14 protein-coding genes are annotated in these 22,253 nt (G+C 34.4%); 7 read left to right on the top strand and 7 right to left on the bottom strand.

The window, feature by feature from the left end:
• Positions 1-96 precede the first annotated feature (96 nt).
• The 4 genes from AB674_RS01750 to AB674_RS01735 all read right to left on the bottom strand — a co-directional run bounded on the left by AB674_RS01750 (position 97) and on the right by AB674_RS01735 (position 1,916).
• Positions 97-534, bottom strand: coding sequence for a hypothetical protein (locus tag AB674_RS01750; protein WP_047773344.1), 438 nt, complete (start codon positions 532-534; stop codon positions 97-99).
• A complete protein-coding gene (locus AB674_RS01745; RefSeq protein ID WP_053004170.1) occupies positions 527-1,036 on the bottom strand; it encodes a hypothetical protein in 510 nt (169 codons plus the stop codon). Before AB674_RS01745 ends, AB674_RS01750 begins: the two co-directional genes overlap by 8 nt.
• A gap of 43 nt (positions 1,037-1,079) precedes the next feature.
• On the bottom strand, positions 1,080-1,595 hold the full coding sequence (locus tag AB674_RS01740) for a hypothetical protein (RefSeq protein ID WP_047773341.1): 516 nt from the start codon (positions 1,593-1,595) through the stop codon (positions 1,080-1,082).
• Between the two features lie 114 nt (positions 1,596-1,709).
• Complete coding sequence (locus AB674_RS01735) at positions 1,710-1,916, bottom strand: hypothetical protein (protein WP_047773339.1); 207 nt, start codon at positions 1,914-1,916, stop codon at positions 1,710-1,712.
• A gap of 27 nt (positions 1,917-1,943) precedes the next feature.
• On the opposite strand from AB674_RS01735, the gene fsa reads away from it, so the two are divergent.
• Both fsa and AB674_RS01725 read left to right on the top strand, forming a co-directional pair.
• Positions 1,944-2,600 carry a fructose-6-phosphate aldolase gene (gene fsa / locus AB674_RS01730; protein ID WP_047773337.1) on the top strand — a complete coding sequence of 219 codons (657 nt, stop codon included), beginning with the start codon at positions 1,944-1,946 and terminating at the stop codon, positions 2,598-2,600.
• A gap of 89 nt (positions 2,601-2,689) precedes the next feature.
• Positions 2,690-3,184, top strand: a complete 495-nt coding sequence (locus AB674_RS01725; RefSeq protein WP_047773335.1) for a hypothetical protein — start codon at positions 2,690-2,692, stop codon at positions 3,182-3,184.
• A gap of 76 nt (positions 3,185-3,260) precedes the next feature.
• Here AB674_RS01725 and AB674_RS01720 read toward each other — a convergent pair whose 3' ends face one another.
• From AB674_RS01720 to AB674_RS01710, 3 genes are all read right to left on the bottom strand, one after another.
• A complete protein-coding gene (locus tag AB674_RS01720) occupies positions 3,261-4,736 on the bottom strand; it encodes an MFS transporter (RefSeq protein WP_047773332.1) in 1,476 nt (491 codons plus the stop codon).
• 179 nt (positions 4,737-4,915) lie between these two features.
• Positions 4,916-5,617 carry a LytR/AlgR family response regulator transcription factor gene (locus AB674_RS01715; RefSeq protein ID WP_047773330.1) on the bottom strand — a complete coding sequence of 234 codons (702 nt, stop codon included), beginning with the start codon at positions 5,615-5,617 and terminating at the stop codon, positions 4,916-4,918.
• Positions 5,607-6,659 (bottom strand): sensor histidine kinase, encoded by a 1,053-nt coding sequence (locus AB674_RS01710; RefSeq protein WP_047773746.1) that lies wholly within the window; start codon positions 6,657-6,659, stop codon positions 5,607-5,609. Before AB674_RS01710 ends, AB674_RS01715 begins: the two co-directional genes overlap by 11 nt.
• 957 nt (positions 6,660-7,616) lie before the next feature.
• Between AB674_RS01710 and AB674_RS01705 the strand changes: the two genes are divergently transcribed.
• From AB674_RS01705 to AB674_RS01685, 5 genes are all read left to right on the top strand, one after another.
• Positions 7,617-10,649: a SusC/RagA family TonB-linked outer membrane protein gene (locus tag AB674_RS01705; RefSeq protein ID WP_047773329.1), complete on the top strand. Its 3,033-nt coding sequence runs from the start codon at positions 7,617-7,619 to the stop codon at positions 10,647-10,649.
• 12 nt (positions 10,650-10,661) lie between these two features.
• Positions 10,662-12,242, top strand: coding sequence for a RagB/SusD family nutrient uptake outer membrane protein (locus tag AB674_RS01700; protein WP_047773327.1), 1,581 nt, complete (start codon positions 10,662-10,664; stop codon positions 12,240-12,242).
• Between the two features lie 112 nt (positions 12,243-12,354).
• On the top strand, positions 12,355-14,292 hold the full coding sequence (nagB, locus tag AB674_RS01695; protein WP_047773744.1) for a glucosamine-6-phosphate deaminase: 1,938 nt from the start codon (positions 12,355-12,357) through the stop codon (positions 14,290-14,292).
• Between the two features lie 157 nt (positions 14,293-14,449).
• The gene (locus AB674_RS01690; protein WP_047773325.1) at positions 14,450-16,534 is read left to right on the top strand and encodes a beta-N-acetylhexosaminidase; all 2,085 of its coding nucleotides are present in this window, start codon (positions 14,450-14,452) and stop codon (positions 16,532-16,534) included.
• Positions 16,535-17,007: 473 nt separating this feature from the next.
• Positions 17,008-22,002: a glycosyl hydrolase family 18 protein gene (locus AB674_RS01685; protein WP_047773323.1), complete on the top strand. Its 4,995-nt coding sequence runs from the start codon at positions 17,008-17,010 to the stop codon at positions 22,000-22,002.
• Positions 22,003-22,253 lie beyond the last annotated feature (251 nt).

Raw genomic sequence — 22,253 nt, 5'->3', positions numbered from 1 at the left:
TGTCAGATTTGGTTTTTAAGGTATTTAATTCTAGCTTAAAATTAGATTTAATGGAAGATAAACTGGAATATAAAAATTACAGAGCAATAAACTAAACTATATTTTTATTCCCAGCCACCATTTAAGTGTTTGTAATTTATCCTCTTCTATTGTTGATAGTTTCTGATTTTCGATTGCTATGATTGTTCTTTTTAAAGTCTCATTACCATAATTTTCTCTAAGCCAAAACGGGAGTTCTTCAACACTTTTATTCCAGTTCTCAAGAACTCGGTGCAGTATTGATTCTGCACTCATTTTAGTTTTTGGATTTAATGTTTTAAGTATCAACCCGGCATTCTTTTGATCTTCGTAAATGGTAGTTCTGTTGTTTTTGCCTTCAAAGACTTTTAATATTCCCTCAATGATTATCTCATCGTTTGTATCTGATATGACTTTGATTAGTTGTCTAACTCTTAAATTGCCAATTTGAGATAGTTTGTTAACCGAACTATATATTTCGTTTTCGAGATCTTCGGGAGTTTTTGGTTTATGCATTTACTTTGTTTTTGCAAAGTATAATCAATTCTTCAATTTGTTGTAGCGGCATTTTAACAGCACATTCTATTTGATTTTTTTGATTGTCTATAAGTAACACTCCTTCGTTGTCTTCTTCGTAACCAATTGGAGAAATGACGTAATTGATATTTTTATTTTCAATTATTGTTCGGGCATCTTTAAACCAGCCATAATTTGCTTCGTAAATGATTTCTTCTTTAGAGAATAGTATAAGTTCTTCTCCATAAGTATTCCATAGTGCAATTCGTAGTAGATAAAATCCTAAAAGAGAAAATATTCCGATTCCTATTAGAAAACCAAAATGTAAGCCGTGGCCGGAGGTAATTGAAATCACCATGCCTGTTGTTGGAAAAATGAATGAGGCAAAAGCAACTATAAATAATATTGCTCTAATGACGAATGGCGATTTTTTAACTTTGAGTCTTAATAGGTTGTTTTCGAATGTAAAGGAAGGCATTTGGAGTGTATTAGTTTGTTTCATAAATCTATGTATTGTCTTTTCAAATTTTTACTATGACAACGAATTATTTTTTATTCACTTTAAAAATCATACGATCATTGGGTTCCCAAATATAATCTTCTGAACAAATGTATCCCCTTAGCCAAAGTGTGCCATTGGTGTTTTTTATGTAAAAACCTTTTGGAAAATCGTCCTCTTCACTTAATGGTTTTGAGAAAAAGGTTATGGATCCGGGTGGGGTTTTGTTGGATTTTTTTTCGTCAGATTCTAATTGATCCTTGAATTTTAGTCTAACATAAATGGCTATTTCTAAGGGGCAATGGGATAAGTTGAGTGCTTTTAGGTGTTTTTTTATGTCTTCAAAATTCCCTCCGTTTTTAAGACCGATCTCAGACATTGATAATTCTATTAAATTGACTTCAGAACTCAAAAGTGATGGCTGAAATAAGTCACTATTAAATAACGTATAGGCATATTCGTTAAGTCCGATTTGTTCTTCTTTTAATTTTTGAAGTAATTGCGTTTTGTTTAGCCCTTCATTTTTAATAAGTGAGATGTCTTTTTTTTCAGTTCTGTCCATATGCTGTTTCTTCCGGAAGTAGTTTTTAGTTGTAAAGATAGAATTATTAAGATTAGTTGTATTCTGTTGTCTTGTGAAGTCTTTACAAAGCTGCTTTTATTTTGAATTAAAAATTTAAACCTTTACTTTTACCAAGCAATTATAAGAATTGTCAAACGCTGTCTTCTGATGGTTGTAATCTGCAATTTTATGTTGTAGTTTTTTGATATTTTGCATGAAGGAAGATTCTGTTGCAAGTAGGATCAGATTGGCTGATTCGATTTCTATAAGGAGCCAATTGAGGATTTCCGGAATATATTTTTTAATGGGACTATCCCACATAACGAACACAATTAAATTTAAATAAATATGAAATTTTTTATCGATACAGCTAATTTAGCTCAGATTAAAGAAGCGCAGGCTTTAGGAGTTTTAGATGGTGTAACTACAAATCCGTCATTGATGGCGAAAGAAGGTATTACCGGAAAAAACAATATTTTGAAACATTACGTTGACATCTGTAACCTTGTTGAAGGGGATGTAAGTGCTGAAGTAAATGCACTTGATTTTGACGGAATGGTTAAAGAAGGTGAGGAGTTGGCTGAATTACACGATCAGATCGTAGTAAAATTGCCAATGACAAAAGAAGGTGTTATGGCTGCCAAATATTTCTCTGATAAAGGAATTAAAACAAATGTTACTTTGGTGTTTTCTGCTGGTCAGGCTTTATTGGCTGCAAAAGCGGGAGCAACTTATGTATCTCCGTTTATTGGTCGTTTAGATGATGTTTCTACAGATGGTTTGAATCTTATTGAAGAGATTAGAGAAATCTATGATAACTACGGGTATGAGACTCAGATTTTAGCGGCTTCGGTACGTCACACAATGCATATTGTAAACTGTGCTAAAATCGGTGCAGACGTTATGACAGGACCACTTTCTGCAATTTACGGTTTATTAAAACACCCATTAACTGACATTGGATTGGCACAGTTTGTTGCTGATTTTGAGAAAGGTAATAAATAGTTTTTTACTAAATAATAGTTATAAATCGCTGTTTTTCATTAGAAAGACAGCGATTTTTTTTATATTTAGCTACCTTAAAATATCTATTTATGAAAAAATTAATGGCAGTTTTAGTGTTTTTAATAGCAAGTTCGCAAATAAATGCGCAGGCTAAAGTATTGACAAGTGTAAACGATGCGGGTGATGTAGCAACGTTTGAACTGGATTGTTCTGAAAAGTTTCAGATGCTGGCAAAAGGGTTGCGCTACAATATTACACGCCACGAATTTAAAGGCCCGGAAATGAAAAACTCCTATCGCCTGATGTTGGTGATGGATGGCTTTTATTCGAAAACATTAAATAAGGAAATGACTATTTCGGCAGTATTAAGCGATGGAACTGTAATGCAAGCAAAAAAAGTGATCGAAGATGATGGCTTTTTTGATGGTGCTTGTACGCTAAAGATAAAAGATCCTAAAGGGCTTTTAGCGCTTGATATTGTCAAGGTTATTGTTCATGCGGACAAAGATGTGGTTTATACTTTGTCAGATAAAAGCAAGGCAGTTTTTAAAAAGAATCTGAGTAATATTATAGCGGCGAAATAATGTAGCTGTTTCATAAAAAAAGTCCCGTTTTACATTTTGTAAAACGGGACTTTTTTTATGTGATTTTCAGAAGACCTTAATGACCTCCTCCTTCACTTGCCACATGACTAACACCTTGTCTTTTTAGTATTTTAGGGCAATAGAAACCATAAAATGCTAAGTAAGCAAAACCAAGTAGTGGTACGATATAAGAGAAGTGTGTGTATGTAATTCCGAATATTCCATTTGGATTTGTTAAGTCTAAATCACAGATGCTTCCTTGTATCAATGGAATTACCCCACCACCCAAAATCATCATGATTAAGAAAGAGGATGCTTTTCCTGTGTTTTTTCCTAAACCTGCAATCGCTAAATCGAAAATAGACGGCCACATGATAGATAAGAACAATCCACCCGAGATAAAGAAAAATTTAGCAATATCGGTATCCGGGCAAACTAATCCCGCAAACATCATTGCGATACCTGACAGTCCGAAAAGCATTAATGTTTTACCTGCGTTTTTACCACCTACAAAACTTACGGCGATGAATAGTAAAATCCAAAGAGGGTAGATGTAGAAAGAAGAAACATCATGTGCAGCAAATACATTCGCTCCGATAATTACACCAAAAGCCAAAGCAGGAACGATAAATTTAAGAGCGGTGTTTATAAGATTTGAGGTGTTGAAAACATTAACTCCACCATTCCAACGACCAATCATTAAACTACCCCAATAAAGTGCGATAAAAGGAGAAATGGCATCTTCCAGTATGTTACCAAACTCATGGGTGTGTAAAAGTGCCGGAAGGTTACTAATGATCGTAACTTCAGTACCAACGTAAATAAAGATACCCAACATTCCTAAATACAATTGAGGGTAGTCTAAAATGCTGAATGAAGCATGTTTATGTTCGATTTTAGCCTCTTCTTCATTTGCTTTTGCCGGATCTTCGATTTTAGAGAAATACATGAAAATAGCCACTATAATAAAAGCAAGTCCTAGTATGATAAAAGGTAATTTGATATCTTCTAGAGAAAGGTTTGTTTTTTTGTTGTCTCCCATTCCAAAAAGAGCAATTCCTAATAGAATCGCGCCAATAGTGGTTCCGAAAGAGTTTACGCCTCCAGCCAGAGTCAAACGGTGTGCTCCGGTTGTCGGGCTTCCCATTTTAATTGCCAATGGGTTTGCTACAATTTGTTGAATAGAAAAACCTAAACCTACCGTAAACAAAGCAGTTAAGAAGAAAGGGAAACTTTCCATTGTGGCCGCCGGAACGAATAAAAAAGAACCCACTGCCGAAAGAATTAATCCTGCAGAAAGTGTTTTTTTATAGCCAAATTTTTGTAAAACATCTGATTTTAAAGAGATTAAAAAGAAAATCATTGATCCTACAAAATAGGCAGCATAAAATGCCCAAGCCACTAATTGTGATTGAACTTGTGATAAGGTAAATACTTTTTTGAATACTGGGATGAGGATGTCATTTGCTGATCCGACAAAACCCCAAAAAAAGAAGACGATTATCAGAGAGATAAATTGCCCCCATTTGGTTTGTACATTTTCTGAACTCATAATAGTAGTAAAGGTTAATTTTTTTATTTATGTTTTTTGAAGACCGTAAATATATTTGTTAAGTAAATCAAAAAAAAATAAAATGACACAAATAATGTTAAATTTAAACCAACAACACTATTTTTTCAACAAAGTGTTAATTTTTATGTTTTTGAAAAATGACCTTTCTAAGACTATTTTTATTCTAAAATCTTGTTTTTAACCTCTTTACTATAGTTTCGGCCAATTGGAATGGTGTAGGATTGGATCTGAATGCGATTTCCTTCAATAGATTTTACTTTATTCAAAGCAATAACATACGATTTATGAATGCGTAGAAAGCGATCGGAAGGTAATTCTTCAGATAAAGAAGTCAAAGATTTATGTGTGATATAGGTTTTATCGGGAGTGACTACTTTGATGTATTCTTTCATGCCTTCTACAAATAAAATTTCCTCAATATTAATTTTCATCATTTTTTTATCGACTTTAATAAAAATATGAGAGTCCCCTTTGGTGGTTTCTACTTTAATATTGTTTTTTAAATTGTATTCGGTTGTGATTTTGTTAATGCATTTTATGAAGCGGGGTAATGGAATTGGTTTTACTAAATAATCTAATACATCAAGATCATAACTTTCGGCAGCAAATTCTCTAAAGGCAGTGGTAATAATGACCTTGGTTTTATTTTCAAGCAGACTGATTAATTCAAAACCGGTCATCATTGGCATGTTGATATCCAAAAAGATAGCGTCAACAGAAGTGCTGTTTATAAAATCCAGTGCTTCCAAAGAGTTAGTGAATGTACCGATAACTTCAAAGTCTGTAAAATTAGCGAAATAATTTTGCAGCACTTTGATTGCTAATGGTTCATCATCAATCAACACGCATTTAATTTTCATTATGAATAGGTATTTGCAAACGGATTATATAGTAATTCAGTTTAGTTGCATGTGTTAGACTAAAATCGTTTTTATAAATTAATTTTAATCTCTTTTTGGTATTTGTTAATCCAATTCCACCTTTTGAATTTAGATTTTGTGAAATTACAAAATTATTTAAGATTTCAAAATCTAACTTTTTGCCATCAATAACTTTGCAGTTGATCTTTATTTTTAAGTTGCGATTGTTTAAACCACCATGTTTAAAGGCGTTTTCTACCAACGAAATAAATATTAACGGCGGGACTATAATATCTTCTATGTTAGATTCCAGATTTATGGTGACTTCTACATTCTCAAAACGTAGCTTTTCGATTTCAATATAATTTTGAATATAGTCTATTTCCTTTATTAGTGGAACAGATTTGGTTCCTTTTACATCGTACAATACATATTCCATCAAATGAGACAATTTGATAATTACATCCGGAACTTTGTCGGAGGATTCTAAGGATAAGGCGTATAAATTATTTAAGGTGTTAAAGAAAAAATGAGGCTGGATCTGGTTTTCAAGGTATTTTAACTTGATTTTGAATTGATTTTCTCTCAATGAGCGGTTTCTTTCCCGCTCTCGCAACCAGGTCAAAGTAAGATAGACAGAAGAAGCCATGGCCACGACATACAATTCGCCAATACAAACTGCCAGAATGTGATTGATGTCAAAAGGATGGTACTCGCGGTTGGCTTCCGGCCAGATATTTTCAGATATAATATAATAGGTAAGGGCAGTTTTTATTAAATAAATTCCGAGAAGACTTACTATTAAGGATAAGGTGAATTGAATGTATTTCTGTTTTAATACAAATCTCGGCACTAAAACAAACAGATTAAAATAAACCAGAGGAATGTGTAAGGAGAACTCAATAAGATTCGATTTGAATGAATAAGGATAATCATTGAAATAAGCACCCCATCTTAAAAAATTAAGAGTAAAATAGCTTCCCCAAAACCAAACATGATTTTGAAGTTTAATATCGAATTTTAATTTTCGGATTTCGTTCAACTTTATTTTTAAAAGATTAATGGTATTTATCCTTTTGAATAAATATTCTGCAACTTTAAACAATTAGTTGTTAAAACACAATTCTTTTAAATAAAATTTTCAAAAAAAAGAAAAGTAGCGCTTTGTTTTTGATGAAGAACGTTTTCGTAAAACAAAATCTGTAATATTTTTTAATGTTTGTTTTTGAGTGAAAGTATAGGAGTGAGGTATTAAAAGTAAAATGATATAAGTGAAATGTTAAGAGTGAGATTTTAAAAGTAAAATGTAAAAAAACAAGAATCAACAATAAAATCTTTTTCATGTAAACTAAATCATTTTACAACTGTCATCCTGAGCTAGGTCGAAGTGTCATCCTGAGCGAAGTCGAAGGCTTATGAAACGAATAAGGAGTGTAAGCTTCTTTAATATATAATCTAAGAAAATGAAATATTTTGTACGAGAGGTTTTGGGAGAAAAATTGAATACGCATTTCTTAATACCGAAGGTATAACGATTTGAGAGTTGGTAATGGATTCTTTTGATGTTACATTAATATAGGTATAATGGATTGAAAGAAGGTATATAGTTTTAAAAGTTGCAACTACAGGATTATTTAGCAATTAAAATCCTTGTGAATGAGTTGCACAATTGTTTAGATAAATTTAGGATAAATATGGTTGTCTTGTTTTATTGAATTTGAGTCGAATTCAGTGTAAAACGCTTATTATGATCGTGTTGAGTCATTTTATTGAGTTTTGTTTTAAATATTATTATGTGTAATAAATGAGCTAAATAATTAGGTATTATATAATTATATCTTAAAAATGATGTACTATAGTGATAGGAAAACGTTTTCGAGAAGCACATTATTGAATGTTTAATGTCGTTTGTTTAAAATTTTGTACCGTTTGTATAATTTATTTTTTTTAACAATACGTTAAGAATAAATTTACATCATAACTAACAAAATAAATAAACATGAAAAAAATTTTCTTAATCTTTATGATGGCTTTTACCGCGCAAGTTTCCCTTGCTCAGGTAAAAAGTGTCAAAGGTGTGATTACAGATTCTGACGGGATGCCATTACCAGGGGCATCTGTTGCGGTACAAGGAAGTCAAAAAGGTGCTACAACCGATTTTGACGGATTGTATGCAATTGAAGTACAAAAAGGACAAACATTGCTTTTTACTTATGTTGGTCTGGAAACACAAGCAATAGTTGTAGGAGATGCTACTACAATTAATGTAAAAATGCAAACAGCAGCATCGAATGCGCTTACCGAAGTTGTTGTAACTTCATTAGGTATCAAGAAAACTAGAAAATCTTTAACTTATGCAGCTCAAGAGCTTAAAGGCGAAGAGTTAACTCGTGTAAGAGATGCTAACGTTATCAATACAATCGCAGGTAAAATTGCCGGTGTAGCTGTAACAAAAAGTTCTGGCGGTACAGGTGGTTCTACAAAAGTAGTTATCCGTGGAAATTCATCTGTTGTGAATAGCCAGCCATTATATGTTATTGATGGTATTCCGATATTAAATGCTGGTTCTGGACAGCCAACTGAGTCATTTGGTAGTTTGTCAGGAGGTAATCGTGACGGTGGTGATGTTGTTTCTTTAGTTAATCCTGACGATTACGATGGGATGACTGTACTTAAAGGTGCTGCGGCTTCTGTATTGTACGGTAGTCAAGGGGCAAATGGAGTAATTTTACTTTCTTCTAAAAAAGCTAAAGCAGGGAAAGCAAATATTACCGCTTCTTCAGTAACTACTTTTGAAACAGCAGCTTATTTACCTAAGTTTCAATCAGATTACGTTGCATCTAAGGGAGCAGCAGATACATGGGGGGCAAAACAAAAAACGAATGATTATGTTGAGGATTTCTTTAATACAGGAGTTACTCAAATTACGTCATTAGGTTACTCGAATGCTAATGAAAATTCGTCTACTGCATTTTCTTATGCTAACACATCTTCTTCGGGAATTACACCGGGTAATAGTTTAAAGAAAAATAATTTTGGAATTCGTCAAACAGCTAAGTTTTTCGGAGATAAATTGACTTTTGCAGCAAATGCAAATTATACTTCTCAGTCAATTGCAAATAAACCAGTAAATGGTCTTTATTTCAATGCGCTTACTGGTGTTTATTTAATGCCAAGAGGAAATGACTTTAATTTTTATAAAGACAATTATGAAGTTTTTGATCCATCAAGAAATTTAATGGCTCAAAATTGGGTATCAAATGTAGATTTTATGCAAAATCCATTTTGGGTAATAAACAGAAATCAATCAGAAGATAAGAATGATTTTTTTAATGGATCTTTAGCTTTAACTTATAAAGCAAATAATTGGTTAAGTATTGCCGGTAGATATAGTTATAACAGAGTATCAAGTAAGTTTGATAAATTTATCTATGCAACTACTCAGGGAGCCTTATCTCATATCAATGGTAGATATTATAATGAAGAGACTTTAAGTACACAACGTTATGCCGATTTAATAGCAACCATAAATACAAAAATCGGTTCAGATTTCTCATTCAATGCAAATATTGGAACCAGTGTAAGAAATACATTGATCAATCAAAGAACGATCCTGGATTCTGGAGTTGGTGGAGGTTTAAAATATGCAAACTGGTTTACATTGCATAATTTTAATAACAATGCCGAAAATTATCAGACAATTGATTCTAATAAAGAAATTCAATCCATATTTGCAGCTACTACATTTGGTTATAAAGATATGTTATACTTAGATCTTACTGGTAGAAAAGACTGGTCTTCAACATTAGTAAATACAGAAGAAGGCGGATATTTTTATCCATCAGTTGGTTTGACTGCTTTAATTAGTGAGATGGTAGCTTTACCTGAATTCATTAACTATGGTAAAGTTCGTGCAGCTTACGCTAATGCAGGTAACGATGTTGCTCCTTTTATAACATCTCCTACAAATTATTATCCACAAGGGAGCGGAACAAAATACAATCCAATAGTTGCGCCTAAAACAGGGACAAGTTTGAAACCTGAATTAAAAACAGAATACGAACTAGGTACAGAATGGAGAATGTTTAATAACAGATTAGGATTTGAGTTCTCTTATTATCATTCAGAAACTAAGAATCAATACCTACAAGTTGTAGCCCCAATTGGAAATGTACAAGGGGTTGATTTTTATGCAATCAACGCAGGAAGTATAGAGAATAAAGGTTTTGAAGTTGTATTAAACGCAGGTATTGTTAAGGGAGATAAATTCTCTTGGGATGCATCGGTGAATTATTCTCAAAATAAAAATTTAGTAAAGGAAATTCCTGCTGAATTAGGAGGTCGTATTAACTTAACAAATGCTGGTGTAAATAGCTATAGATATGCTTTAATTGAAGGAAGACCATTTGGAGTTATTGAAGGAATCAATTTCAAGAAAGATGCGCAAGGTAGAGCTATATTAAATAATGATGGCACTTTTCAAAAAACTGGTTTTGAAGAAGTTGGAAATTCTAATCCTGATTTTATGTTAGGTCTTTCTAATTCATTCAAATATGGATCTTTCTTTGCAAGTGTATTAATTGATGGTCGTTTCGGAGGAGATGTAATGAGTTTAACTGAAGCAATAAATGATATTAATGGAGTTTCAAGAGCGTCAGGAGATGCTAGAAATGCTGGAGGAGTTGCTATAAATGCAGTAAAAGTTGATGGTACTCCTGTGACTAGTATGAGTGCAGAGTCCTACTACAAACAAGTTGGAGGTAGACAAGGGATTAGTGGAGAATATATTTATGACGCAACAAATGTGAGTGTTAGAGAGGTTTCAATCGGATATACTTTTAATCCTAAAACATTGCCTTTCCTTCAATCAGCTAGTGTTTCATTAATTGCGAGAAACTTATTCTTTATATACAAAGACGCTCCTTTTGATCCAAACATTGCATTAAGTACAGGTCAGGGTTTACAAGGTGTTGATATTTATGGTCTGCCTTCTACCAGAAGTGTAGGTCTTAACTTAAATGTAACTTTCTAAAATTTTAAAAAGATGAAACTAAATAAAATAATAAAAACAACAACTATATGTGCTTCTTTGCTTACTGTAGTTGCTTGTACAGATAATTTTGAGGAAATAAACACTAATCCAAATGGTATTACACCAGGGCTTTTTGAGCAGGATTTTAATCATATTAAAGGAGGATTTTCTCCGATGTTTAATAATATCCAGATTTTAACCCCACCAGATTTATATCAATTACAACAAGGATTAAATAGTGATGTATGGTCTGGTTATATGGCAACTCCTCATCCTTTTGGGAATTTAAATAATACAACTTACTATCTTCTTGATAACTGGAATGGTACTTGTTGGGAAACTGCCTATAAAAATATAATGTACAACGCCAATGATATTGGGAATAAAGCTAAAGGCAAATACGATCAGTTTTATGCTTTATCATTGATACTAAAAGTAGAAGGTATGCACAGGCTTACAGATATTTTTGGACCTATCATTTATTCTAAATTTGGTACTCTGGATACTACTATTGGTTATGATTCACAAGAAGAAGTTTACACTCAAATGTTTAGTGAGTTAGATATTGCAGTTGCAGAATTAACTAAAAGAGTTGATGCTGGTGAAGTTAGTGTTTTTGTATCGACTGATGAATCGGGTTATAAAGGTGATTATAAAGCTTGGGTAAAATTTGCTAACACTTTGCGTTTGAGATTAGCCATGCGTGTGGTAAAAGTAAAACCTGCTTTAGCAAAGGCTCAGGCTGAAAAAGCTGTGGCACATAAATTTGGAGTGATGACAGTAAATGCAGATTTGTTCAAAATTGTATCTCCTGTTTACACTAATCCAATTCAAACTATAAGTGTTGGATGGGGAGATATTGCGATGTCTGCTGATATGGAATCTATTTTAAAGGGATATAATGATCCTAGGTTGCCTGTTTATTTTGATACTTCAACGGAATTCCCAGGTCAATATAAAGGTATTCGTACAGGTATAGCTATGGCTTCAAAAAGTGATCATGAGAATTTTTCTCGAGTTGGATCAGTTATTAAGACGAAAGAAATAACTCTGATGACTACAGCAGAAGCTTATTTTCTAAGAGCTGAAGGAGCTTTGAGAGGATGGAACATGGGCGGAGACGCAAAATCATTATATGAATTAGGAATTGCAGCTTCATTTGACCAAAGAGGAGTTTCTGGTGCGGCGGCCTATACTTCAAATAATACAGATACAGCTATAGACTATGTTGATCCTAAGTTTCCGGTGAATAATGCAACAGCATTAAATAATGTTACTGTTGCTTGGGATGCGGCGGCCACTAATGAGGTAAAATTACAAAAAATTATTACTCAAAAATGGATTTCCGGTTTCCCGGAAGGTCAGGAAGCATGGTCTGATTACAGAAGAACCGGATATCCTAAACTTTTCAAAGTGCTTAAAAATTACAGTGGAGGTACAATTTCTACAGAACTTGGTGTAAGAAGAATCAACTTTGTTGTGGCAGAGAAAGCTGGAAATAGTGGAGGTGTAGCAACTGGTGTAGCTAAATTAGGCGGACCAGATAATGGTGGAACCAGACTTTGGTGGGATGTTGATGCACCTAACTTCTAATAAAAGCTAAAAAAAAGAGAATATTAAGTTTGGTTAGTAAATGGTATGGGTAATGAAAGTTGCTCATACCATTTCAAAAACCAAAATGATAAATAGTATAAAAGATAAAGAAATGAAAAGTGCTTTAGAAATAAAACCTGATATCAGCTATAAAAGCGCAGGGAAATTTGAAGAGACAAGATTTGAAAAAATTCACAACGAAATCTTCAAAAATTCTACCGAAGCTTCCTTAATTGTAGCCCAGGAAATCGCTCAATTAATCCGATCTAAACAAGAGAAAGATAAATCTTGTGTTTTAGGTTTAGCGACAGGTTCTTCTCCTATAAAAGTATATGAGGAATTAGTAAGAATGCACAGAGAAGAGGGGCTCAGTTTTAGCAATGTAATCACTTTTAATCTGGATGAATATTATCCGATGACCAAAGAGAACAATCAGAGCTATCATCATTTTATGCATCAGCATCTTTTTAATCATATTGATATCAATCCTGATAATGTTAATATTCCTGACGGTACAATCGCTATTGATGAATTAAATCAATACTGTATTGATTATGAAATGAATATTAAAAATGCAGGCGGTCTTGATTTTCAATTATTAGGTATCGGTCGTACAGGTCACGTAGGTTTCAACGAACCGGGATCCCATATCAACTCTGGTACTCGTATTATTACACTGGATCACATTACAAGAGTAGATGCTTCGTCTGATTTTAATGGTATAGATAATGTTCCAAAAAGAGCTATTACCATGGGAGTTTCTACCATTATGAGATCTAAAAGAATTGTATTAATGGCGTGGGGTCAGAACAAAGCTGACATCATAAAAAGAACAGTTCAAGGAGATATTTCTTCAGAAGTTCCGGCAACCTTTTTACAAAATCACCCTAATGCGACTTTCGTATTAGACCAATCCGCAGCTTCAGAGCTGACACGTTTCAAAACACCTTGGTTAGTAGGAGAATGTATTTGGACACAAGAATTAAAAAGTAAAGCGATTGTTTGGTTGTGCCAAAAAACAAAACAATCCATATTAAAATTAACAGACCGTGATTACAACAATAACGGTATGTCAGATCTTTTGGCGCAAGAAGGTTCTGCTTATGACTTGAACATCAATATGTTTAATGTTTTGCAGCATACCATTACAGGATGGCCAGGTGGAAAACCCAACACGGATGATTCGCACCGTCCGGAAAGAGCCAATCCGGCTAAAAAAAGAGTGATTCTTTTTAGTCCGCACCCTGATGATGATGTCATTTCAATGGGAGGGACTTTTTCAAAATTGATAAAACAAGGACATGATGTACATGTTGTATATCAAACCTCAGGAAATATTGCAGTTACAGATGATGAAGCTTTGAAATTTGCAGAAGTAGGCAGTGATTTTATTGGTGCCGGAGCAGCAGATATCAACTTTAAATCAGTAATTGAATTTTTGAACAATAAATCAGAAAATCAAATCGATTCGTTAGAAGTTCGAAAATTAAAGGGACTTATCAGAAGAAGAGAGTCTTATGCTGCCACAAGATACATCGGTTTAAAAGACGAAAACACGCATTTCTTAGACCTTCCTTTTTACGAAACAGGACAAGTTAAGAAAAATCCATTGGGACCTGATGATATTGCGATCGTAAAGGATATCATCGCCAAGATAAAACCACACCAGGTTTTTGCAGCAGGTGACCTAGCGGACCCGCATGGGACACATGAAGTTTGTCTGAATGCTATTTTTGCTGCAATGGCAGCCTTAAAACCACAAGCTTATATGGATGATTGTTGGTTATGGCTGTACAGGGGAGCATGGCACGAATGGGACATTCACGAAATTGACATGGCCGTTCCGTTGAGTCCATCAGAAGTATTATTAAAACGTCATGCGATTTTATACCATCAATCACAAAAAGATAGAGTTATGTTTCAAGGAAATGACTCTAGAGAATTTTGGGTTAGGGCAGAAGACCGCAACAAAAATACAGCTGTCCTTTATGACGATTTAGGTTTGGCTGAATACGAAGCAATTGAAGCCTTTAAACGTTTTGATTATTAGTGTTGTTTTTTTAAGATTCGGTTAGAGCGAATCAAATGGCAAAATTCAGATTGATTTTATTGCAATTAGTGAGGTTCAATTGAAGTCCTTCTGAGTTTTGTCTCTTTTATCTATTTATTAATGTTATCTCAGGATAACATCTTTCAAAAACATTCAAATGAAATATTTATTTGCCCTACTATTAGCGGGTTTAACTTCTAGTGCTCAAGTTCAAAAAGAGCAACTAAATCTTATGCCGTGGCCTCAGAGTATCGTATTAAACGATGGAAGTTTTACTTTAACTAAAAATTTTAAAGTAAACATTACCGGAAATCCAAATCCAAGAATTTTTGGTGGTGTCACTCGTTTCTTGCGTCGCTTAGATGGTAGAACAGGCATTTTTTTTGAACAAGGTTTTATTACAAAACTAAATGAATTTCCTACTGCCGAATTACAGATCAATTGTGATAAAAGTGGTAAAATTGGTTTGTACGAAGATGAAAGTTATCATTTAGATATTAAAAAAGGCAAAATTACAATTAATGCAACCAGCGATTTAGGGGCTTTACATGGCCTTGAAACGTTATTGCAAATCATGCAGAATAATAACACTTCGTTCTTTTTTCCAAATGCTCAAATTTCAGATTTTCCAAGATTTACATGGAGAGGTTTAATGTTGGACGTTTCAAGACATTTCCAACCGGTAGATGTTGTGAAAAGAAATTTAGATGGATTGGCCGCTATGAAAATGAATGTTTTTCACTGGCATTTAGTAGACGATCAAGGATGGAGAATTGAAATGAAAAAACACCCAAAGTTAATAGAATTAGCTTCAGATGGGATGTATTACACACAAGAGGAAATAAAAAATATCGTTAAATATGCTGATGAGCGCGGTATTTTAATAGTTCCGGAAATCGATGTTCCGGGCCACGGATCAGCCATTTTAACTGCTTACCCCGAAATTGGCAGTAAATTGATAACGCTGACTGGTGGAACTACAGAAAAAAATATTCAGGGAACTGCTATTGCAACCTATGGAATTGAGAGAAATGCGGGTATTTTTTCACCAACATTAGACCCTACAAATCCTAAAACCTATCAATTACTAAGTGAATTGTTTGACGAAGTATGTCCCCTATTTCCCGGGTCTTATTTTCATATCGGGGGAGATGAAAACGAAGGGAAAGACTGGGACTCAAATCCTAAAATTCAAGAATTTAAAAAGAAAAATAACTTAGCCACCAACCACGAGTTACAAACTTATTTTACTATGAAATTGATACCGATGCTTAAAAAACACGGTAAGCAATTAATGGGTTGGGAAGAGATTTTGACTAAAAACATGTCAAAAGAAGCTATTATACATGCCTGGAGAGGTCCTAATGAAGGAGTTGTGGCAGGTCAGTCTTTAATAGACGCAGTAAAAAAAGGGTATAAATCAGTTATGTCAAATGGTTTTTATATCGATTTGATGTACCCAATCGAAAGTCATTATTTGAATGATCCGATGCCAAAAGGAGCGAATTTATCAGCAGAAGAAAAAGCAAGAGTGTTAGGAGGCGAAGCTACAATGTGGTCCGAACTTGCAACACCAACAACTATAGATTCAAGAGTTTGGCCTAGAACAGCTGCAATTGCAGAAAGACTTTGGTCATCAGAGAATATTACAGACGTAGCCAATATGCGCAAGCGTCTTGAAGTGGTTTCATTCAGACTGGAAGAACTTGGATTGACACACATTCGCAATAAAGATGTTATTTTAAGAAATATAGCTAACAATCAGAATGTAGAAGCATTGAATGATTTTAGTAATGTTTGTGAACCATTAAAAGGATATAAAAGAAATAAAGGCGGAACAGAATATCAGATGTATTCTCCGTTTACACTTTTTGCAGATGCTTGTACTCCGGATGCCAAAGATGCTTTAGCTTTTGATGCTACAGTAGATCAGTATTTGGGAAATAAATCACTGGAAAATAAAATAAAAGTAACTGCATTTTTAAATAAATGGATTGCAGTGAATAAAGCATTAAATGAATTGAGTGCAAATGCACCTTTAGTTCAACCCATTTTGCCTTTAGCTAAGAAATTGAGCGATGCATCAGAACAATTAGTACTTGTTTTAGATAATAAATCAACTTTAAAAGCAGAAGAATTGAAAAATCTGATCGAACAATGTGATGCTAAAGATCATGCCGATGTTGAATTGGCAGTTTTTAAAAGTTTGAAAAAATTAATGCAAAATTTTGATTTGAATTAGGAGTTAGTAAGTTTAGTTTAAGTTACCAAGATTGTTCCTGTCTCTGCCAGAAGTTTTCTGGTGGAGATAATTTTGGTAAACTGCTGAGCTAATCCGTTAAAGAATTAATAAGAGTAACCAAATAAGTATTTACATTTAAAACCAAATAAGAGAATATAACAAAACATGACAAAAAGTAGAATTTTAGATTGATGAATTACCCCCCCCCAAATTTATCCATTTTATTTATTACAATTTTTTTTAAAAAGAAGTTATACATAAATATCAATCAATGCTATTCGCTAATGATTATGGTCGAAATCAGTAATAGTAATATTTATTTATAGAAATGAATCGAATTAAAGTACAACGATTGCAATGTTTTCTATTTGCAGTTGATTGAACCCTGATTGTTGTTTGTCAGATGCTGATTTTCAGTAGCTGATGTATTGCGATTGGAATATTTACTTTCTATTAACCAATATTTATTAATTATGAAACATTATTACAGATTACTGTTTTTGTTCTTGTTGTTTCCCTTACTTGCGTTAGCCCAACCAGCTCACGGTAAAAAAGTAGTAGGGTACTATGCACAATGGGCCATTTATGCCCGGGATTATAACGTTCCCAAGATAGACGGGAGCAAATTAACCCATTTAAATTATTCTTTTTACGGGACTACTTTTGATCCTGCCCGTCCGGAGAATACAAAGTTAAAATGTTTGGATACCTATGCTGACTTTGAGCATACGGAAGGTGGAATTCCATGGGATGCTCCTGTAAAAGGGAATTTTTATGACTTGAAAAAGTTAAAAGAAAAGTATCCGCATTTGAAAATATTAATTTCTGTTGGAGGATGGACTAAAGGTCAGGATCTTTCTCCAATTGCCGCAAGTCCGGTGGCAAGAGCTGCTTTAGCTGCAGATATGGCAAACTTCATTGTAACGTATCCATTTATTGATGGATTTGATATTGACTGGGAATATCCGGTTATAGGAGGAACAGACGGAACTGAAGTAATTAACGGAGCTCCTATTCCTCCACAAAAGCACAGTCCTGACGACAATAAAAACTTAGTTTATTTATTGAAAGCAATGCGCCAGGCAATGCCAAATAAATTAGTTACTATCGCAGCAGGAAATAACGTTAGAAATGTTGTTTCTCAGTATTTAGGACCTTTGAACAGAGGGCAATACGGAATGACTGAAGATATTTCGACTTATTGTGATTACATTACTTATTTTGGATATGATTTTGGTGGAAACTGGTACGATAAAACGTGTTACAACGCTCCTTTGTATGCAAGTGGAAATCCAAACGATCCTTTGTACGGTGCAAGCCAATCTGAATCATTAGATGAGTTAACCAATCAGTATTTGAATGTGATCGGTTTCCCTGCCAACAAATTGATCATGGGATTGCCTTATTACGGTAAGATTTTTAAGAATGTTGCTAATAATGGAACTACGCCTAATTTCCCGGGTTTATTTGTTGCAGCACCGAGAGATGCTACTTCCGGATGTGCTAATCCACAACCACCGGCAGGAACTTGGGATGGTCCTGCAGCCTGTGAAAAATCAGGAAGTATAGAGATTTGTGATTTAGTTGGAAATCCGGTTACAAACTCACACCCTTATCTGGATCCTAATACCATGATGGTTACGCCAACTGCAGCAGCTGCAGGGTGGGTTAGATATTTTGATAATACTACCAAAGTTCCTTATTTATACAATGCTGCTTTAAAACAGTTTATCACCTATGAAGATAAACAATCGATGGATTTAAAAGTGCAGTATATTAAATCGAGAAACCTTGCCGGTGGTATGGTTTGGGAACTATCTCAAGATACCAGAGGTGCAATACCAAACTCTTTACTGACTCAGGTAGATACTTCATTTGGAAGCATTGTTCCGGGAACAGTAAGCATAGCGGGTTCTGTAAAAAGCGGAACAGCTTTAGTACCTAATGTTGCCATAGAAGTAAAAAATTCAAGTAATGTGGTGGTAGATAATGTAGTTTCCGTAACAGGTAATTTTACATTCAATAATTTAGTTTCGGGTCAAAATTATACGCTTACTGCTACAAAAGCGGCCTATAACTTTACACCTGTAGTTTTAACAAATGTAACGGTTAATCAAACGGGAGTAGTTATTCAGGGAACACAACCTTTATATACGGTAAGCGGAACTGTAGTAGTAGGAACTACCACTACACCGGTTTCCGGAGTTACGGTTACAGCAACTTCTGGCACAACAGTTTTAACAGCGGTTTCCAGTGCAACGGGTACTTATAGCATTACAGGTTTAACAGCTGGACTTAACTTTACAGTTACAGCTGCTAAAACAGGTTTTCCTTATACTCCGGCTTCAACGGTTTATAATGCAATAAGTGCTAATCAAACATTAAATTTCTCACAAGGTTCGGCAATCGTATATTACACAGTAAGTGGTACTATTTTAAATGGAACTACACCGGCTGCGGGAGTTACGGTTACAGCAACTTCTGCAGGAGCGCCTGTTTCAGCAGTTTCTAATGCAAGTGGGGCTTACAGTATTTCTTTGCCATCTGGTTCAGATTATACGGTAACGGCTGCTTCAGCAGGAAAAACATATACTCCGGCTTCAACAGTTTATACGAATTTGATAGCCAACAAAACTTTGAATTTTACAGAGTATAATGTTGGAACAAATAAAATTAGCGGTACAGTTAAAAACGGTACAGTTCCGGTTTCGGGAGCGAAAATAGAATTGATCGTACCTTGGACCGATAATGCACACGGATGGAAAAGTGTTCTTGCCACAACAGATGCGCAAGGAAATTACAGCTTTGCTAATTCTGTTATAGACGGATATGCAATTATTTCAAGTTTGAAATTGAATTCATGGCAAAATAATGAAGTTACTTATTTACCAAGTAATTTAGCAAATTTTGCAGTTCCGACTACGCCACAGGTATATAATTTTAATACAAGTGCGACGGCTAAAGTTGCTTCTTATGCGATAAATGGAAGAGTTTTAAACGGATCTACTCCGGTTTCAGGTGCTGTAATTTCGGCAGTTTCGGGTACAAAAACGTTAACTGCGACGACAGATTCTAAAGGAGCTTATACTTTTTCAGATTTAGCTTTAGGATCAGATTATAAAGTGACAGCTGTAAAAACAGGTTTGACATTCGTTCCAACTTCAACAGCTTTGACAACTACGTCAGGTAACAAAACAGTAGATTTTGCACAAAGTTTGGCCAGTACAAATTTAATTAGTGGTACTGTAAAAAATGGTTCTACTCCGGTATCAGGTGCTAAAGTAGAATTGGTTGTGCCTTGGACAGACAATACACACGGATGGAAAAGTGTTCTTGCCACAACAGATGCGCAAGGAAACTTCAGCTATGATAATACAGTTGTAGCTGGTTATGCGCAGGTTTTAAGTTTAAAATTGAACTCTTGGCAGAATGGGGAAGTAGCTTATTTTCCAAATAATCTGGTGAATTTCGCAATGCCAACTACGCCACAAGTTTATAATTTCAATACACAAGCGGTGGTTGTGACTAAACCGGTGGTTGCTATTACTGCGCCAACAGCTTCGGCGATTGCTATAAATTTAGGAGCAGCGATTAATTTTGTTGCTAGTGTTGGATTAAGTGCTGCTGATGCTACTACAATCTCATCTGTTGCATTTAGTTTAGATGGGCAAAGCTTGAATGCTACCAATTCTTCTGGAACTTATACAGCGATTTGGACACCAGTAGCAAATCAGTTTTCGCTTAGTCATACCTTAACTGTTACGGCTACTGCATCAAACGGAACAACAGATTCAAAAACATATAGTTTTACATTAACTTGTTCAGGCGCAAACTGCCCAAATCAATTACCTGTAATTACTTGGAGTTCACCATCGAATACTACTGTATACCAAAGTACTTTCCAAGTTGTGCCAATTTCGGTTACAGCGGTTGATAGTGACGGATCGGTTTCAGGTGTTACTATTACCATCAATGGTGGTACGTTTAACATGACGGCAAGTGCAAATAATACCTATACGTATAATTTTACACCTACTGCTTATCAGGATTATCCGGTTGTAATCAAAGCAACTGATAATAGATCTGCCGTAACTACATTAAACAATACGGTTAAAATTGCTCCAATAGGCACCAACAGATTTATTCCGCTTCCTCCAAAAGTTATTTTAGGATATGCGCATTCTTGGGAAAATGCCGGTGCTCCATTTTTATATTTTTCTCAAATGGTGGGAAGTAAGTTTAACGTAGTTGATTATGCTTTCGTAGAAACTGTTAACCGTGATGGTTATACACCAGTATTAACTACAAATGATACTAGATATTTGACGAATAATGTTTTCAATAAGCAATTGTTGAAAAACGATATAAAATCCTTAAGAGATAGTGGCGTTCCTGTTATTGTTTCTATTGGAGGTCAAAATGGTCATGTTGTTTTGGACAATGTAACTCAAAAAAATATTTTTGTTAATGGTTTAAAAGCAATTATTGATGAGTATCAATTTGATGGAGTTGATATTGATTTTGAAGGCGGATCGATGAATTTTAATGCAGGAGGTTTAAGAGATATTTCTTATGCGGGTATTTCTGCTTATCCAAGATTGAAAAACGTAGTAGATGCTTGCAAAGAATTAAAAGCGCACTATGGCCCTGGATTCTTATTAACTGCAGCTCCGGAAACACAATACGTACAAGGAGGATATTCTACCTATAATGATACTTTTGGTTCCTTCCTGCCAATCATTCAAAACTTGCGTAATGAATTGGATTTGTTAGCTGTACAATTGTATAATACAGGTGGTGAAAACGGATTAGATGGCCAATATTATGGTTCAGCTAAAAGAGCAAACATGGTAACTGCCCTAACGGATATGATAATAAAAGGGTATAACATTGCTGGAACCGGAATGCGTTTTGATGGTTTACCGGCTTCAAAAGTTCTTATTGCATTACCCGCTTGTCCAAGTGCAGCAGGTAGCGGTTTTATAACGCCGGCAGAAGGAATTAATGCGATGCATTATTTAAGAACCGGAACGACTTTTACAGGAAGAACATACACGATGCAGCCAGGCGGACCTTATCCTTCTTTAAGAGGTTTAATGACTTGGTCTGTAAACTGGGATGCTTCTTCTTGCGGTAATTCATCTGAATTATCTAAAGCTTACGCAGCATACTTTGCCTCACAAGCAGCGGCAAAAACGTTATCTCTGGATAAAATTGAAGCGAAGAGCAGTACAGTAGCTTATTTTAAAAATGATGCTTTGTCAGTTTCAAATGAAACAGAAGATATTGCTCAGGTGGATGTATTTAATACTATTGGACAACCTTTAGTAAGTCATAAAAACATTCAAAATAATAAAGAAATCCTGATTCAGAACAGAAACTTTACGACTAAACAATTGTTTGTCGTTATAGTAACGGACAGAGCAGGAAATAAAAAATCATTCAAAGTGATGAACTTTTTAAACTAAGGTTTAGAACTAAAGAATGGAAAATTTAGAAATAAAAAAATTGGGACGGTTAAAATTGAGTTTGGTTATTTATTTTTTAATCTGGTTTTTATATTTCGAATAAATGCTGCGAATTGAGGTGATTTGTTATTTGGTTTTCGCCTGAAGGAATGCATTATGAACCCGACAATTGTATTGTCGGGTTTTTTATGGAAAATAGTGAGAAAGTAATAATTGTAATTTATTTTCGAATAATTTTGTAACAGTATCAA

Origin of the sequence: Flavobacterium sp. ABG, from assembly GCF_001027725.1 — a bacterium.
Classification (GTDB): domain Bacteria; phylum Bacteroidota; class Bacteroidia; order Flavobacteriales; family Flavobacteriaceae; genus Flavobacterium; species Flavobacterium cupriresistens.
This window is presented reverse-complemented; position numbering and strand designations above follow the sequence as displayed.